This is a genomic window from Actinacidiphila sp. DG2A-62 (assembly GCF_035825295.1).
GTDB lineage: Bacteria > Actinomycetota > Actinomycetes > Streptomycetales > Streptomycetaceae > Actinacidiphila.
The window spans coordinates 7348012-7362570 of record NZ_JAYMGI010000002.1 but is presented as its reverse complement, the minus strand read 5'-3'; the positions used below and the strand labels follow the sequence as shown (position 1 = coordinate 7362570).

The 14559-nt window shown below is 73.0% G+C and carries 13 protein-coding genes and 1 pseudogene; 3 read left to right on the top strand and 11 right to left on the bottom strand.

The features are described 5' to 3' along the window. Positions 1-73: 73 nt before the first annotated feature. Positions 74-463 (bottom strand): DUF5302 domain-containing protein, encoded by a 390-nt coding sequence (locus tag VSR01_RS32695; RefSeq protein WP_326452594.1) that lies wholly within the window; start codon positions 461-463, stop codon positions 74-76. A 102-nt stretch (positions 464-565) separates the two neighbouring features. Between VSR01_RS32695 and VSR01_RS32690 the strand changes: the two genes are divergently transcribed. Beyond that, complete coding sequence (locus VSR01_RS32690; protein ID WP_326452593.1) at positions 566-1591, top strand: saccharopine dehydrogenase family protein; 1026 nt, start codon at positions 566-568, stop codon at positions 1589-1591. Between the two features lie 104 nt (positions 1592-1695). Here VSR01_RS32690 and VSR01_RS32685 read toward each other — a convergent pair. The 4 genes and pseudogenes from VSR01_RS32685 to VSR01_RS32670 form a co-directional block, all read right to left on the bottom strand. Beyond that, positions 1696-2504, bottom strand: a pseudogene (locus VSR01_RS32685) (SAM-dependent methyltransferase). After that, positions 2501-3316 (bottom strand): SAM-dependent methyltransferase, encoded by an 816-nt coding sequence (locus VSR01_RS32680; RefSeq protein WP_326452592.1) that lies wholly within the window; start codon positions 3314-3316, stop codon positions 2501-2503. Before VSR01_RS32680 ends, VSR01_RS32685 begins: the two are co-directional and overlap by 4 nt. Positions 3317-3368: 52 nt before the next feature. Then, the gene (locus VSR01_RS32675) at positions 3369-3617 is read right to left on the bottom strand and encodes a DUF397 domain-containing protein (RefSeq protein WP_326452591.1); all 249 of its coding nucleotides are present in this window, start codon (positions 3615-3617) and stop codon (positions 3369-3371) included. A gap of 3 nt (positions 3618-3620) precedes the next feature. Continuing rightward, positions 3621-4445 carry a helix-turn-helix domain-containing protein gene (locus VSR01_RS32670; RefSeq protein ID WP_326452590.1) on the bottom strand — a complete coding sequence of 275 codons (825 nt, stop codon included), beginning with the start codon at positions 4443-4445 and terminating at the stop codon, positions 3621-3623. Between the two features lie 178 nt (positions 4446-4623). On the opposite strand from VSR01_RS32670, the gene VSR01_RS32665 reads away from it, so the two are divergent. Then, positions 4624-5082: an ATP-binding protein gene (locus VSR01_RS32665; protein ID WP_326452589.1), complete on the top strand. Its 459-nt coding sequence runs from the start codon at positions 4624-4626 to the stop codon at positions 5080-5082. Between the two features lie 14 nt (positions 5083-5096). Here the strand turns inward: VSR01_RS32665 and VSR01_RS32660 are convergent, their stop codons facing one another. Next, positions 5097-5849, bottom strand: a complete 753-nt coding sequence (locus tag VSR01_RS32660) for an SGNH/GDSL hydrolase family protein (RefSeq protein ID WP_326453952.1) — start codon at positions 5847-5849, stop codon at positions 5097-5099. A 508-nt stretch (positions 5850-6357) separates the two neighbouring features. Here VSR01_RS32660 and VSR01_RS32655 point away from each other — a divergent pair. Continuing rightward, complete coding sequence (locus tag VSR01_RS32655; RefSeq protein WP_326453951.1) at positions 6358-7149, top strand: tyrosine-protein phosphatase; 792 nt, start codon at positions 6358-6360, stop codon at positions 7147-7149. A 93-nt stretch (positions 7150-7242) separates the two neighbouring features. Here VSR01_RS32655 and VSR01_RS32650 read toward each other — a convergent pair whose 3' ends face one another. The 5 genes from VSR01_RS32650 to shc form a co-directional block, all read right to left on the bottom strand. Beyond that, positions 7243-8670, bottom strand: a complete 1428-nt coding sequence (locus VSR01_RS32650; protein ID WP_326452588.1) for an aspartate aminotransferase family protein — start codon at positions 8668-8670, stop codon at positions 7243-7245. Then, positions 8667-10625 carry a 1-deoxy-D-xylulose-5-phosphate synthase gene (gene dxs / locus VSR01_RS32645; protein ID WP_326452587.1) on the bottom strand — a complete coding sequence of 653 codons (1959 nt, stop codon included), beginning with the start codon at positions 10623-10625 and terminating at the stop codon, positions 8667-8669. Before dxs ends, VSR01_RS32650 begins: the two co-directional genes overlap by 4 nt. Before the next feature lie 125 nt (positions 10626-10750). Continuing rightward, positions 10751-11779 (bottom strand): adenosyl-hopene transferase HpnH, encoded by a 1029-nt coding sequence (gene hpnH / locus VSR01_RS32640; RefSeq protein ID WP_326452586.1) that lies wholly within the window; start codon positions 11777-11779, stop codon positions 10751-10753. Positions 11780-11784: 5 nt separating this feature from the next. Next, on the bottom strand, positions 11785-12426 hold the full coding sequence (locus VSR01_RS32635) for a phosphorylase family protein (protein ID WP_326452585.1): 642 nt from the start codon (positions 12424-12426) through the stop codon (positions 11785-11787). 3 nt (positions 12427-12429) lie between these two features. After that, positions 12430-14478: a squalene--hopene cyclase gene (gene shc, locus VSR01_RS32630; RefSeq protein ID WP_326452584.1), complete on the bottom strand. Its 2049-nt coding sequence runs from the start codon at positions 14476-14478 to the stop codon at positions 12430-12432. Between the last annotated feature and the right edge of the window lie 81 nt (positions 14479-14559).

Genomic DNA, 14559 nt, shown 5'->3' with positions numbered 1-14559 from the left:
GCGCCGCACAGCCCGTGACGGCGGACCGGACCCGGGTACGGGGTTCCGGTCCGCCGCGGCGCGTGACGCGGGGTCAGCCGCTCTTGCGGCGGAACTCGCGGGGGCCTCCGGCGCGGCCGTGCGCCCCGTGGACCTTGGACTGGTCGGGCCCGCCGCCGCCCCCGGCGCCGCCGCGGCGGGAGCCCTGCTTGCGGGCCAGCGCCTCACGGAACTTGCGTTTGACGTCGTCCTCCGACGCGTCCTGCGACGCGTCCCCCGGTGTGTCCTGCGACGCGTCCCCCGAGGCGCTCCCGGCGGACGCCTCGGACGCCGCGGACGCCGCGGACGCCGTGGGGGCGCCCGACGCCTCCGACGCCGCGGCGGCGTCCGGCGCGTCGGCCCCCGCGTCCCCGGCCGGCGCGGCGTCCCGGACGGCCTCGGCGGGTGAGGCGGCCGCGGCGGCGGTGTGCTGTGTCTCGCTCATACCACCAGGCTCCCACGCCACGCCCTCGCCGCCCACCGGATATCCGGGTGACAGACGGCGCGTGTACGGTTCCGGTCACCACCGCCGAGGAGGATCACATCCATGACCTGGCTGTTGTACGGGGCCACCGGGTACACCGGCCGGCTGATCGCGCGCCGTGCCGCGGCGGACGGAGCCCGTCCGGTGCTGGCCGGCCGCAACGCCGCCAAGCTGCTGCCGCTGGCCGCCGAACTCGGCCTGGAGCACCGGGTGTTCGGGCTAGACGACGAGGCCGCGATCCGCCGCGGCCTGGAAGGGGTGGACGCGGTGGCGCACTGCGCGGGGCCGTTCGGGCGGACCGCGCTGCCGATGGCCCGGGCGTGCGTCGACACCGGCGCCGCCTACCTCGACATCACCGGCGAGATCGACGTGTTCGAGGCGCTGTTCGCGTTCGGCCCGCGCGCGGCGAAGGCGGGGGTGGTGCTGCTGCCCGGCGCGGGCTTCGACGTGGTGCCGACCGACTGCGTGGCGGCGCTGCTCGCCGCCCGGCTGCCCGACGCCACCCAGCTGGACCTGGCGTTCCTGGCCGGCGGCGGCGCCAGCCCGGGGACCGCGCGCACCGCGCTGACCGGCGCGGCCGAGGGCGGCAGGATCAGGGCGGGCGGCGAGATCCGTACCGTGCCGCTGGGGTCGCGCCGGGTACGGGCGGCGTTCCCGTCGGGCGCGCGCACGGTGGTGTCGGTGCCGTGGGGGGACGTGAGCACGGCGTACCACTCCACCGGCATCCCCGACATCACCACCTACACCGCGGTGCCCGCGGCGGCGCTGGCCGCGGCGCGGATGCTGCGCGGGCCGCTGCGGGGCGCGGTGGCGGGCGTGGCGGGCAAGCTGGTGCGCGGACCCGGCGAACGCGCTCTGGACGGCGCGCGCTGCGAGGTGTGGGGGCGGGCGAGGGACGCGGCGGGAAACACGGTGACGGCCACGCTCACCGGCCCGAACCCGTACAGCCTGACGGCCGACTCGGTGCTGCGGATCATGCCGCGGATCGGGCGGCTGCCGACCGGCTTCCAGACGCCGTCGCGGGCGCTCGGCGCGGACTTCGCGGCGTCCCTGGACGGCGTGACGGTGACGATGGACGCGCTGCGGTGACGATGGTCGCGCAGCGGTGACGCGGCCCCGGCTCCCGCTCCGGATGGGAACGGGGGCCGGGGCCGCGACGGACACCGCGGCGAGCGCCGTGACCGGCCGCGGGCTCAGGACGTGCGGGCGACCGCCCCGTAGAAGCCGACCTTCGCCAGGTCCTCCGCGGTCGGCTGCGCGCCGTCCGGGCGCCACAGCGGCACCTGGACCAGGCCGGGCTCCAGCAGGTCGAAGCCGTCGAGCAGGGCCAGCACCTCGGCGTGATTGCGGGTGTTGAGGGTCGCGGTGGCCTTCGTGTAGACCTTGTACACCTCGTTCAGCCTCCCCCGGTGGAAGTCCTCGGTGGCGTGCGAGAGCACCAGGTGGCTGCCGGCCGGCAGCGCCTCGCGCAGCTCGGCGAGGATGCCGGCCGGGTCCTCGTCGTCGGTGACGAAGTGCAGCACCGCGCCACCAGCAGCAGGGCCACCGGCTGGTCGAAGTCGATCAGTTCGGCGACGGACGGGTGCTCCAGGATGGTCCGCGGGCTGCGGACGTCCCCGAGGAAGAACCCGGTCCTGCCGCTGCCGACCATCCGGGCGCCGGCGTGGGTGGCCACGATCGGGTCGTTGTCCACGTAGACCACGCGGGCGTCCGGGACCACCGACTGGGCCACCTCGTGGGTGTTCGGCGAGGTCGGGATGCCGGTGCCGATGTCGATGAACTGCCGGATACCGGACCGCGCGAGGTAGCGGACCGTGCGCTGCAGGAAGTCCCGGTTGGCGCGCGCGCCGGCCGGCATGTCCGGCAGCACGTCGACCACCCGCTGGGCGGCCTCGCGGTCGACCTCGTAGTTGTCCTTGCCGCCCAGGTAGTAGTCGTACATCCGGGCCGGGTGCGGCTTGCTGGTGTCGATCCGCTCGGCGGGGAAGCCCTCCTGGGTCATGCCGGGCCCCCGGCGACCTTGCCGATGCCGCCGTAGACGCCGACCGGGCCGCCGCCGTGCGGGGCGGCGTCCTCGTCCGGGCGCCACTGGTGGACCTGGACCAGACCGGGCTCGACCAGTTCGAAGCCGGCGAAGAGGTCCAGCACCTGGGCGTGGGTGCGCGGGGTGAGCGGCGCGGTGCTGTTCTTGTAGATCTCGGCCACCTCGACCGCCTCCTCCCGGTGGAAGTCGGCGGTGGCGTGCGAGAGCACCAGGAAGCTGCCGGGCGGCAGCGCCCGGCGGTAGGCGGCGAGCAGGCCGGCCGGGTCGTCCGCGTCGCCGACGAAGTGCAGCACCGAGACCAGCAGGACGGCGATCGGCTCCTGGACGTCGATCAGCTCGCCGATGGTGGGGTGTCCCAGGATGGTGCTCGGGTCGCGCATGTCCCCCAGGAAGAACCCGGTGTTGCCGGTGCCGAGCAGCCGCGCGCCGGCGTGGGTGGCCACGATCGGGTCGTTGTCGATGTACGCCACGCGCACCTCGGAGTCGACCGCCTGGGCGACCTCGTGGGTGTTCGGCGAGGTCGGTATGCCGGTGCCGATGTCGATGAACTGCCGCACCCCGGAACGGGCCAGGTGCCGGACCGCTCTGGCCAGGAAGGCGCGGTTGGCGCGGGCGAAGACCGCGACCTCGGGAGCGGCGGCCAGCACTCTGTCGGCCGCCTCGCGGTCGACCTCGTAGTTGTCCTTGCCACCGAGGAAGTAGTCGTACATCCGGGCCGGGTGCGGCAGGCTGGTGTCGATCTGGTCCGCGGTGAACCCCTGCTCGGTCACGCGCCGTCCTCCACTCGCTGCGGCGGGTTCGCCTTCGCCGCCTGGTTCGTCTTCACAGCAGAAAATCCGCTTCTCCGGCCTTGGCACCCATGATGAACGAGGTGATCTCGTGGTTGGTGTAGATCAGGGCCTGCCCGTCGGGGTCGGTCGACTGCCGCAGCGCCACCCGGCCGTCGTTGAGCTTCTTCGCCTCGACGCAGGAACCGCCGTTCCCGCCGCTCCACGGCTTCCGCCAGCCGTCGGTGCCGAGGCGGTTGGCGGGCATGCCGTTGTATATGCCGTCATTGCTGACGCGATCCATGGTTCAGATCTCCTTGCGCATGCCATCGAGGATGGCCTTGGTGCTCTGTGCGGGCGCAGCCTGGGCGCACATCCGGTCCAGGGCCTCCAGGAACGTCGACACGTCGTCGCGATCGTCGAAGTAGACGCCGCCCACCAGGCTTTCGGAGTAGGCGATGTCCGGCAGCTCCTGGATCTGGAACCGGAAGATGTGGAACGGCCCGTACATCGCGGGGTGCGGACCTGCGGCGAACGGCATCACCTGGAGGCGTACGTTGGGCAGCTCGGTGGCGCGCACCAGGGCGGCGACCTGGTCGCGCATCACCTCGCGCCCGCCGATCGAGCGGCGCAGCACCGTCTCGTCCATCACCACCCACAGCAGCGGCGCGTCCGGCCGGGTGAGCAGGGACTGCCGCTCGATACGCAGGTCGACCAGCCGGTCGATCTCCTCGGCGGCGGCGTGCGGGAGCCCCGCGTGCAGCACCGCGCGGGCGTAGTCGGGGGTCTGCAGCAGGCCGGGGACGTAGTGCGGCTCGTAGGCGCGGATCACCGCGGCCTCGCCCTCGAGGCTGACGAAGGCGCTGAACCAGTCGGGGAGCACGTCGCGGAAGCTGTGCCACCAGCCGGGCCGGTTGGCCTCGCGGGCCAGGGCGAGGAACCCGCCGATCTGCTCGGCCTCGGTGATTCCGTACGTGATCAGGAGTTTCTCGACGTACGGGAGCTTCAGTCCCACTTCCGCCTTTTCCATCCGGCGGATGGTGGCGTGCGTCACATCGAGTGCGCGTCCGGCTTCCTCGTAGCTGAGGCCGGCCTTCTCCCGGAGGTCCTGGAGGCGCTTGCCGAGCACCATGCGGAGAACGGTCGGGGCACCTCCCGGCCGGGGGTCCATCACGTGCCTGCCCTCCAACTCCCTTGACTGACACGTAGTGTGTCATGTCGTCACGACCGCGAACAGCGTGTTCCCCACGATTCTGCAAATTACAGAACGACGCTTGCCATGTGTCCCGGGCGAGCCTCATAGTTACGGGGTGGTTCCTTCCTCTGACACCGTCCGGCTCGGCCGCCGGGAGGGTGTCGGCGACCTCGGCCGCCGTGACGTCTTCCGGCTGCCCGCGCAGAGCGCGTCCGTGGCGGACGCCCGCGGGCGCATACGTGCGCGCCTGAGCGAGTGGGGCTGTACGCCCGAGGTGTGGGACGACGCCGGTCTGGTGGTCACCGAGCTGTTCACCAACGCGGTCCGGCACACCGACAGCGAGAAGATCACCTGCGTGCTGAAGGACGCGGGCGCGGTGGTCCGGCTGGAGGTCGCCGACCAGGGCTGCGGCACGGGAGCGCCGGTGCCGTGCGTGGCCGAGGCCGACGAGGAGGGCGGGCGCGGGCTGCTGCTGGTGAGCGTGCTGGCGCTGGCCTGGGGCTCGCAGCCGGCGGACAGCGGTACGGGGCGTGTGGTGTGGGCCGAACTGGCCGCGCACCGCACGCCCCGCTGACGTTTCCGGTCAGCTCACCGCAGCGGCAGCAGGTCGGGGCGCTTGGGCTCGACGTCGTCGCCCGAGGACTCCCCGCGCAGCCGGCGGCCGATCCACGGCACCAGGTACGCGCGCGCCCACTGGATGTTCTCCCTGCGCACCTCCGAGGGCAGCCGCCGGGACTGCGGCGGCCACGGCTCGTCCGGGTCGGCCGGCGGCGTGAGCCCCAGCACCTGCGCGGCGCGCAGCGCCACCCGGGTGTGGCCCTGGGTGGACAGGTGCAGCCGGTCCTCGCTCCAGGCCCGCCGGTCCTGCACCGAGCGCAGCGACCACAGGTCGAGCACCGGGCAGCCGTAGCGGTCGGCCACCGCCCTGATGTGCGCGTTGTACGTGGCGATCTTGCCGCGCAGCAGGCCGAGCACCGGCACCCCGCGGGTGTCGAAGCCGGTGCAGACCATCACCGTGCCGACCGCGGCGGTCAGGTCGGCGACGGCGGCCTCGAAGCGGGCCGCGACCGCGTCCGGGTCGGAGCCGGGGCGCAGGATGTCGTTGCCGCCGCCGCAGAAGGTCACCAGGTCCGGGGCGAGTTCCACCGCGCGCGGCACCTGCTCGGCGACGATCTGGTCCAGCAGCTTGCCGCGCACCGCCAGATTGGCGTAGCGGAAGTCGCCGGGCGGCCCGGCCGCCGCGCGGTTCTCGGCGAGCAGCAGGGCGAGCCGGTCGGCCCACCCGACGAAGCTGCCGTCGGGGCCGGGGTCGCCGACGCCCTCGGTGAAGCTGTCCCCCACCGCGGTGTACGATCCGAAGGCGCCGGGGTCGCCGGAGGCGCGCGGCGCGCGGGTCCCGTCCGAGGCGCCGGGGTTGCCGGAGATGCCGTTGTCCTTGCGCGAACTGTCAGCCACGTCCCGCCATCTTTCCCCTCACCCCGCGACCTACGCGACCGTAGGGACGCGGGCGTGCGACGTGATTCATCCCACCAGGTCACCCCGCCGCCAGCCGGAATACGCGGGCCTGCGCGCCGGCGCCGCTGCCGTATCGTCGGCACTGGGGCCGCGGAGATCCACACGACAGGCCCCAGCCGCGCGGGGCTGCCGGACGGGCGGCCCGGGCCGCGGGACGAGCCGCAGCGCACCGGGCGCGAGGGAGCGCGCCGGTGCGGGAAAAGGAGCACAGGTGACGCAGGAAGCGAGCCAGGACGCCCCCGCGGGACCGGCCGGGGCGGCGGGAGCGGGAGCGGCGGCGGGACCGGCGCGACCGGCCGGGTCGCCGTCGTGGGAGCCGGCGCCGGAGCCCGCGCTGACGGGCGTGCGCAACTTCCGCGACGTCGGCGGGCTGCCGACCGAGGACGGCCGCCGGGTGCGCCCCGGCCTGCTCTTCCGCAGCGGCCACCTCGCGCACGCCACCGAGGACGACGCCGCGTACCTGGCCGGGCTCGGGCTGCACACCGTCTTCGACTTCCGCAACCGCGACGACATCGCGCTGGAGGGCCCGGACACCGCGCTGCCCGGCACCCGCAACCTCAACCTGCCGCTCAGCGACCCCGCGGAGGGCGCGCAGGGCGCCGGCTTCTGGAGCATCGTGCGCAACGGCGACGTGGCGGCGCTGCGCGAACTGCTCGGCGAGGGCCGGGCGGCGGCCCGGATGACCGCGGCCTACCGCGCGCTGGTCCTGGAGCGCACCGGGGAGCACGGCCGGGTGCTGGCGATGCTCGCCGACGACGGCGACCCGGCGGCCCCGGCGCTGATGCACTGCGCCGCGGGCAAGGACCGGGCCGGGACGACGATGGCGATCGTGCTCCTGGCGCTCGGCGTGCGGCGCTCGGCGATCGAGGAGGACTACCTGGCGAGCAACGCCCGGCACCGCCGCTACAAGGTCGTGCGCGGCGACGGCAGCAGCGGAACGGACATCGACCCGGTGGTGAGCGAGCTGCTCGCGCCGCTGTTCGAGGCGCGGCTGGAGTACCTGCACACCGCGTTCGCCACGATGGAGGAGCGCTGGGGCTCGGTGGACCGCTACCTGGAGGAGGGCCTCGGGCTCGGCCACGCGCGCCGGGCCCTGCTCCAGGAGCGGTTCCTCACCGCGGACTGAGCCGGGCCGGCCGAAGCCCGACCGGACCGACCGGACCGAGCCCGCCAGGCCCGCCGAGCCCGCCGGGCCGCGTCGGGCCCGGCCGGGCCCCCGTCAGCGGTTGGCGACGGCCTGCTTGACCAGGGTCTTGCCGAAGTCCCACATCAGGCCGCCGCCGCCCTCCGCGTCGTCCATCACCGCGGTGAACGCGGTGACGAAGCGGTCCACGTCGGCCTCGTCGAAGACCAGCGGCGGGATCAGCTTGATGACCTCGATGTGGTCGCCGGAGACCTGGGTGAGGATGCGGTGCCGCTGCAGCAGCGGCACCACCACCATCTGCGCGAACAGGCCCTTGCGGGCGGCCTGCAGCATCGTCCAGCGGCTGCGCAGGCCCAGCGACTTGGGCCGGCCGAACTCGATGGCGACCATCAGGCCGCGCCCGCGGACCTCCTTCAGGAACTCGTACCGGTCGGTGAGCGCGGCCAGCCGGTCGCGCAGCAGGCCGCCGACCCGGCGGGAGTTCTCCACCAGCTGCTCGTCCTCGACGACCGACAAGGTGGCCAGGCCGGCTGCCATCGCCTGCGCGTTGGAGCCGAAGCTCGCCGAGTGCACCAGCACCCGGTCCATCGAGGAGTAGACCTTCTTGAAGATCCAGTCCCGGCCGAGCGTGGCGCCCACCGGGACGTAGCCGCCGGACAGCGTCTTGGCGACCGTCAGCAGGTCCGGCTCGACGCCCTCCTCCTGCTGGTAGGCCCAAAAGGTGCCGGTCCTGCCGATGCCGGTCTGCACCTCGTCGCAGATCAGCAGCGCCTTGTGCCGGTGCAGCAGCTCCTGGGCGGCGCGCAGGTAGCCGGGCGGCGGGATGTGCACGCCGTGGCCCTGGATCGGCTCCACGATCAGCGCGGCCACGTCGCCCCGCTTCAGCTCACTGGCCAGCGCGTCCAGGTCGCCGACCTCGACGGCGGTGTCCGGCAGCAGCGGCGCGAAGCCGTCCTTGAAGCCGCTCTCGCCGTTGACCGACAGCGAGCCGGTGGTCAGGCCGTGGAAGGAGCGGGTGCAGTACAGCACGCGCGGCTTCCCGGTGGCGTAGCGGGCGAACTTCAGCGCGGTCTCGACCGCCTCGGTGCCGCTGTTGCCGAAGAACACCCGGTCCAGGTGCGGGGTGTGCGCGAGGAGCTTCTCGGCGAGCAGGCCGGGCAGCGGCTGGCAGTCGAACCGGGTGAGGTCGGCCAGTCCGGCGTCGAGGACGTCGTGCAGCGCCTTGCGGACCACCGGGTGGTGCCGGCCCACGCCCATCACGCCGAAGCCGGCGAGCATGTCGAGGTAGTCGTTGCCCTCGTCGTCCCAGAAGTGGGCGCCCTCGGCCCGTTCGTAGACCTTGTCGAAGCCGATGGTGTGCAGCATGCGCGGCAGTTGGTGGTTGAGGTACCTGGCGTGCAGCTCGTAGCGCTCGCCGCCGCGCTCGGCGAGCAGCGTCGCCAGGTCGAAGCCCTTGGTCGGCTCGGTCGCCGGCGCCGTCTGGGTGCCGTCGGACGCTGTCATCGCTCTCCTGCTCCTTGCATGTCCTTGCCCTGGGGTACGGGGTCGCCGCCGCGGACGGCCGGCACGGCGGCGCGCGCGTCGATACGGGTCAGCGCCGCGCCGATGCCGCCGGCGATCTCGGCCGGGGTCAGCCCGATGTCGGCCAGCACCTCGCCGCGCTTGGCGTGCGCGAGGAACTGCTGCGGAATGCCGTAGTCGCGCAGCGGCACGTCCACCCCGGCGTCGCGCAGCGCCTGGGCGACCGAGGAGCCGACGCCGCCGGCCCGGCCGTTGTCCTCCACCACGGCCACCAGCCGGTGCCGGGCGGCCAGGCCCGGCAGCTCGGGGTCGACCGGCTTGACCCAGCGCGGGTCCACCACGGTGACGCCGATGCCGCGCCCGGCGAGCAGGTCGGCGGCGGACAGGCAGGCGCCGGCCAGCGCGCCCACGGCCACCAGCAGCACGTCCTCGCCGAGACCGTCGGCCGGGGTGTGCAGCACGTCCATGCCGCCGACGCGGCCGACGGCGGGGACGGCCTCGCCCGCGGTCTCCTTGGGGAAGCGGACCACGGTGGGCGCGTCGTCCACCGCGATCGCCTCACGCAGCTGCGCCCGCAGCTGGTCGGCGTCGCGCGGCGCGGCGATCCGCAGGGAGGGCACCACCTGGAGGATCGACATGTCCCACATGCCGTTGTGCGAGGCGCCGTCCACGCCGGTCACGCCGGCCCGGTCCAGCACGAACGTCACCCCGCAGTTGTGCAGTGCGACATCCATCAGCACCTGGTCGAAGGCCCGGTTCAGGAACGTCGCGTAGACCGCGACGACCGGGTGCAGGCCGCCGGTGGCCAGGCCCGCGGCCGAGGTCGCCGCGTGCTGCTCGGCGATGCCGACGTCGAAGACGCGGTCGGGGAACGCCTCGGCGAACTTCGCCAGGCCCACCGGCTGGAGCATGGCGGCGGTGATGGCGACCACGTCGGGCCGCTCGGCCCCGATCCGCACCATCTCGTCGCCGAACACCGAGGTCCACGACGGGCCCGCGGAGGGCGCGAGCGGCGCGCAGGTCAGCGGGTCCATCGCGCCCACGGTGTGGAAGCGGTCCGCCTCGTCCTGCTCGGCGGCCGGGTAGCCGCGGCCCTTCTCGGTCAGGCAGTGCACCAGCACCGGGCCGTGGAAGCGGCGGGCGCGGCGCAGCGCGGACTCCACCGCGGCGATGTCGTGGCCGTCGATCGGGCCGAGGTACTTCAGCCCCAGGTCCTCGAACATGCCCTGCGGCGCGAAGGCGTCCTTGAAGCCCTTCTTGGCACCGTGCAGCGACTCGTAGAGGGGGCGGCCGACCACCGGGGTCTGCTGGAGGAGCTGTTTGCCCCAGGACAGGAAGCGCTCGTAGCCGTCGGTGGTGCGCAGGGTGGCGAGGTGGTTGGCCAGGCCGCCGATGGTGGGGGCGTAGGAGCGCTCGTTGTCGTTGACCACGATGATCAGCGGGCGGTCCTTGGCGGCGGCGATGTTGTTCAGCGCCTCCCAGGCCATTCCGCCGGTGAGCGCGCCGTCGCCGATGACGGCCACCACGTGGTCGCTGCGGTGGCGCACCTCGTTGGCCTTGGCCAGGCCGTCGGCCCAGCCCAGCACGGTGGAGGCGTGGCTGTTCTCGATCACGTCGTGCTCGGACTCCGCGCGCGAGGGGTAGCCGGACAGGCCGCCCTTGCTGCGCAGCTTGGAGAAGTCCTGGCGGCCGGTGAGGATCTTGTGGACGTAGGCCTGGTGGCCGGTGTCCCACAGGATGCGGTCGGCCGGCGAGTCGAAGACGCGGTGCAGCGCGATGGTCAGCTCCACCACGCCGAGATTGGGCCCCAGGTGGCCGCCGGTCCTGGCCACGGTCTGGACGAGGAAGTGGCGGATGTCCGCGGCGAGCTCGTCGAGCCGGCCGTCGGGCAGCGCCTTCAGGTCGCGCGGGCTTCTGATGTTCTCCAGCATCGACATGTGCAGACCTCGTTCCCCTGCCGGATGGGTGCGTATCGGCGGTCTCCTGTCCGTGGCCGCCGACGGTACGCGGACGAGCCACCGGCCGGACCCGTGGGCGCCGGCCGGTGACTCGTCCGCGGTCGTCACTTGGCGCGGTTCGACGCGACGGTCTCCCGGGCGGCGCGGATGGACTCCTTCAGCGAGCCCATGGTCGCGAGGACGGCGGTCGGCTCGTAGCCGCAGTGGGCCATGCAGTTGTCGCAGCGGGCGTCCCGGCCGCGGCCGTACTTGTCCCAGTCGGTCTTGTCGATCAGCTCCTGGTACGTGGGGACGTAGCCGTCGCTCATCAGGTAGCAGGGGCGCTGCCAGCCGAACAGGGAGTAGTTGGGGATGGCCCAGGCCGTGCAGGGGAAGTCCGCCTTGCCCTCCAGGAAGTCCAGGAACAGCGGGCTGTGGTTCAGGCGCCACCGCTTGCGGTTGCCGTCGCCGAAGGCCTTGCGGAACAGCTCGCGGGTCTGCTCCACGCCCAGGAAGTGGTCCTGGTCGGGCGCCTTCTCGTAGGCGTAGGCGGGCGACAGCATCATCTCGTCGACCTGCAGGTCGTCGTTGAGGTAGTCGAGCACCTCGATGATCGTCTGCGGGGTGTCGGTGTTGAAGAAGGTGGAGTTGGTGGTCACCCGGAAGCCGCGGCGCTTGGCCTCCTTGATCGCCTCCACGGCCTCGTCGAAGGTGCCCTCCTTGGCCACCGACTCGTCGTGCCGCTCGCGCATGCCGTCGATGTGCACGGTGAAGGCGAAATACGGCGACGGGGTGAACTTGTCCATCTTCTTGCGCAGCAGCAGCGCGTTGGTGCACAGGAACACGTACTTCTTACGGGCTACGAGCTGCCGCACGATCTCGTCGATCTGGGGGTGCATCAGCGGCTCGCCGCCCGCGATCGACACCATCGGCGCACCCGATTCCAGCACCGCGCCGACGGCCTGTGCCACCGGCATGCGCTGCTTCAGCACCCCGGCCGGGTGCTGGATCTTGCCGCAGCCCTCGCATTTGAGGTTGCAGGCGAAGAGCGGTTCGAGTTCGACGATGAGCGGGAACTTTTCGCGGCGCCTGACCATTTTCTGTTCGAAGAGGTACGACGCGACACGGATGGTCTGACGGAGCGGCATGGCCATCTAGCTCACCTCCAGGGGAGCGCGGTAGTGCGGTGCCATTCGAGAAGGGCGGGAACAAGATCTCTGAGCACCCGGAAAGCGATGATCCCGGTGCGAAGCGTTCCGACGCGCACGAGTTCGTACTCGGGCGTGTCGACGACGACGCGCGCGGCCGCGACGCGGTGCGCGCCCTCGGAGAGCGCGGCGCGCCGCATCGCGGCCGATTCCATGTCGACGGCGATGGCACCGGTCGCCGCGAGTGCGGTGCGCTCGGCGCCCCGCACGACATGGTCGGATTCCGCCAGGGTGCCGGTGTGCACGGTGTGGCCCCGGTCGGCGAGGACGGCCTTGAGCGCGGCGGCCAGCACCGCGCTCTCGTGGCCGTCGTCGGCGACGACGATGTCGCCCGGCCGCATGCCCGGGGCGAGCCCCGCGCAGAAGCCGGTCGTGACGACGGCCGCGTCGTGCAGTTTCGGGTCGTGCAGGGCCTCGACCACGGCGTGGTGCGCGGCTTTCGGTCCCATGCCGGTGCGCAGCACGGTCACGGTGTCCGCGAGGTCCGGAGCGTCCGCGGTCGAGGCGGCGCTCCTGGCCGCGCCCCTGCGCAGGGCGAACCGCTCGATGCGCAGGGCGCACACCACGAGCAGCGGTGGTCGGGTATGGCCCACGAACTAGGCACCCCTTCCTGTCGTGCCGGCGGGGACGCCGCCGGCGGTGGTCGCCGCGGTCGCCGCGACGTGCGTGGTTCCGAAGGGCTCGTCGCGCACGTAGCGGCCGAGCGCGGTGAGCGGGAAGACCATGCGGTACAGGTGGTAGTTGATCGAGAAGTCCCGGGGGAAGCCGGTCCCGGTGAAGTACGGCTCGTCCCAGGAGCCGTCCTCCTGCTGGGTGGCGGTCAGCCAGGCGACGCCGCGGGTGACCGCGTCGCTGTCCCGCTCCCCGGCCGACAGCAGCGCCAGCAGCGCCCAGGCGGTCTGGGAGGCGGTGGAGTGGCCGCGGCCGGCCCACTCCAGGTCGGAGTAGGAGCGCAGGTCCTCGCCCCAGCCGCCGTCGGCGTTCTGCACCGACTCCAGCCAGGCGACGGCCTTGCGGATCGCCGGGTGGGAGGCGGGCAGGCCGGCGGCGGTCAGCGCGGGCACCGCGGAGCCGGTGCCGTAGATGTAGTTGACCCCCCAGCGGCCGAACCAGGCGCCGTTGTCCTCCTGCTCGGCCAGCAGCCAGTCGATGCCGCGCCGGGTGTGCGGGTCCTTCTCCAGGCCGAGCGCCGCCATCATCTCCACGACGTGCGCGGTGACGTCGGCCGACGGCGGGTCGATGACCTCGCCGAAGTCGCAGAACGGCAGCCGGTTGGGGAAGGGGCTGGTGTTGTCGGCGTCGAAGGCGCCCCAGGCGCCGTTCCTGGACTGCATGCCGACGTTCCAGCGGACCGCCTTGTCGATGGCGGTGTCCACCCTGGCCTGGTCGGGGTGGGCGACCCGGCGCAGCGCCAGCACGACCTCGGCGGTGTCGTCGATGTCGGGGTAGTTGTCGTTGTGGAACTCGAAGGCCCAGCCGCCGGGCGCGAGCTGCGGGCGGCGCACCGACCAGTCGCCCGGACGGGTGATCTGCTCGCCGAGCATCCAGTCGGCTGCCTTGATCAGCGCCGGGTGGTCGGCGGGCAGGCCGGAGTCGGCGAGCGCGATGGTGGCCAGGCAGGTGTCCCAGACCGGGGACTGGCACGCCTCGATCATCCGCACGCCCTCCTCGGGCCACACGGCGAAACGATCCAGCGACTCCAAGCCCGCCTTGAGCACCGGGTGGTCCAGGTCGTAGCCGAGCAGGTGCAGGGCGATCACCGAGTAGACGGCGGGCGGCTGGATGCCGCCCCAGCAGCCGTCGGCCTCCTGGCGCTCGATGATCCAGCGGGCGCAGGCGTTCATCGCGCTGCGCCGCACCACCCGGGGGCTGATCCTGCGGTACAGGTGCAGCACCTGGTCCAGCCGCTGGAAGACGCCGTCCCACGAGGTCAGCGGCGCCTTGCGCTGCGGCGGGTTGGGCCGCCGGGGGTCGACGTGCAGCTCGTCGATGCCGAACGGCGCCGGCCGCACCGGGCGGTGCGCGCCGACCACGGTCAGCGGCACGATGGTCTGCCGGGCCCAGCAGCCGAAGGAGTAGATGTTCAGCGGCATCCACTTGGGCAGGTAGATGACCTCCGGCGGCAGCTCGGGCAGGTCGTCCCAGCTCCACCAGCCGAACAGGGCGAGCCAGATGCGGGTGAAGACCCGCGCGGAGGCCACGCCGCCCTCGGCCCGCGACCACTTGGCGGCGAGCTGCATATGGGCCTCGTCCGGCGCGTCGCCGGCCAGCCGCAGCGCCACGTACGCCTCGACGGTCGCCGACAGGTCCCCGGGGCCGCCGTGGAAGGTCGGCCAGGCGCCGTCCTCACGCTGCTGCGAACGGATCCAGCGGGCCGAGGCGGCCGTGACCGACGGATCGTCGATGCCCAGGAACTGACGGAGCATCAGGTCCTCGGCGTCCATGGTCACGTTGGTTTCGAGGTCGCCTTTCCACCATCCGTCCGGGTGCTGCCGTGCCAGAAGGTGGTCTGCGGCGCGCTGCACGGCACGCTGCGCCGCCGCCTCGGCTCCGCCGGATGGAACAGGATCCGGCGACGAGGCGCTGCTGGCCGAAGGCGTCCTACGGGCTGGCGTCCCTGGACTTCCGTCGGTCGTCGCTGTCATGGCTTCCCCTTTGCAGTTGAGACTTCTGCGGTGTTGGGGGCGGCCGTCTGCCGTCACACGTTAGGGACCGGCGACGTCATG

Bases quoted from the DNA above. Each gene is read 5' to 3' on its own strand.
- VSR01_RS32670 (WP_326452590.1), bottom strand. From the start codon at position 4,445: ATGGTGCTCGGCAAGCGCCTCCAGGACCTCCGGGAGAAGGCCGGCCTC.
- VSR01_RS32675 (WP_326452591.1), bottom strand. From the start codon at position 3,617: ATGGATCGCGTCAGCAATGACGGCATATACAACGGCATGCCCGCCAAC.
- VSR01_RS32650 (WP_326452588.1), bottom strand. From the start codon at position 8,670: ATGACAGCGTCCGACGGCACCCAGACGGCGCCGGCGACCGAGCCGACC.
- VSR01_RS32690 (WP_326452593.1), top strand. From the start codon at position 566: ATGACCTGGCTGTTGTACGGGGCCACCGGGTACACCGGCCGGCTGATC.
- VSR01_RS32695 (WP_326452594.1), bottom strand. From the start codon at position 463: ATGAGCGAGACACAGCACACCGCCGCCGCGGCCGCCTCACCCGCCGAG.
- dxs (WP_326452587.1), bottom strand. From the start codon at position 10,625: ATGTCGATGCTGGAGAACATCAGAAGCCCGCGCGACCTGAAGGCGCTG.
- shc (WP_326452584.1), bottom strand. From the start codon at position 14,478: ATGACAGCGACGACCGACGGAAGTCCAGGGACGCCAGCCCGTAGGACG.
- hpnH (WP_326452586.1), bottom strand. From the start codon at position 11,779: ATGGCCATGCCGCTCCGTCAGACCATCCGTGTCGCGTCGTACCTCTTC.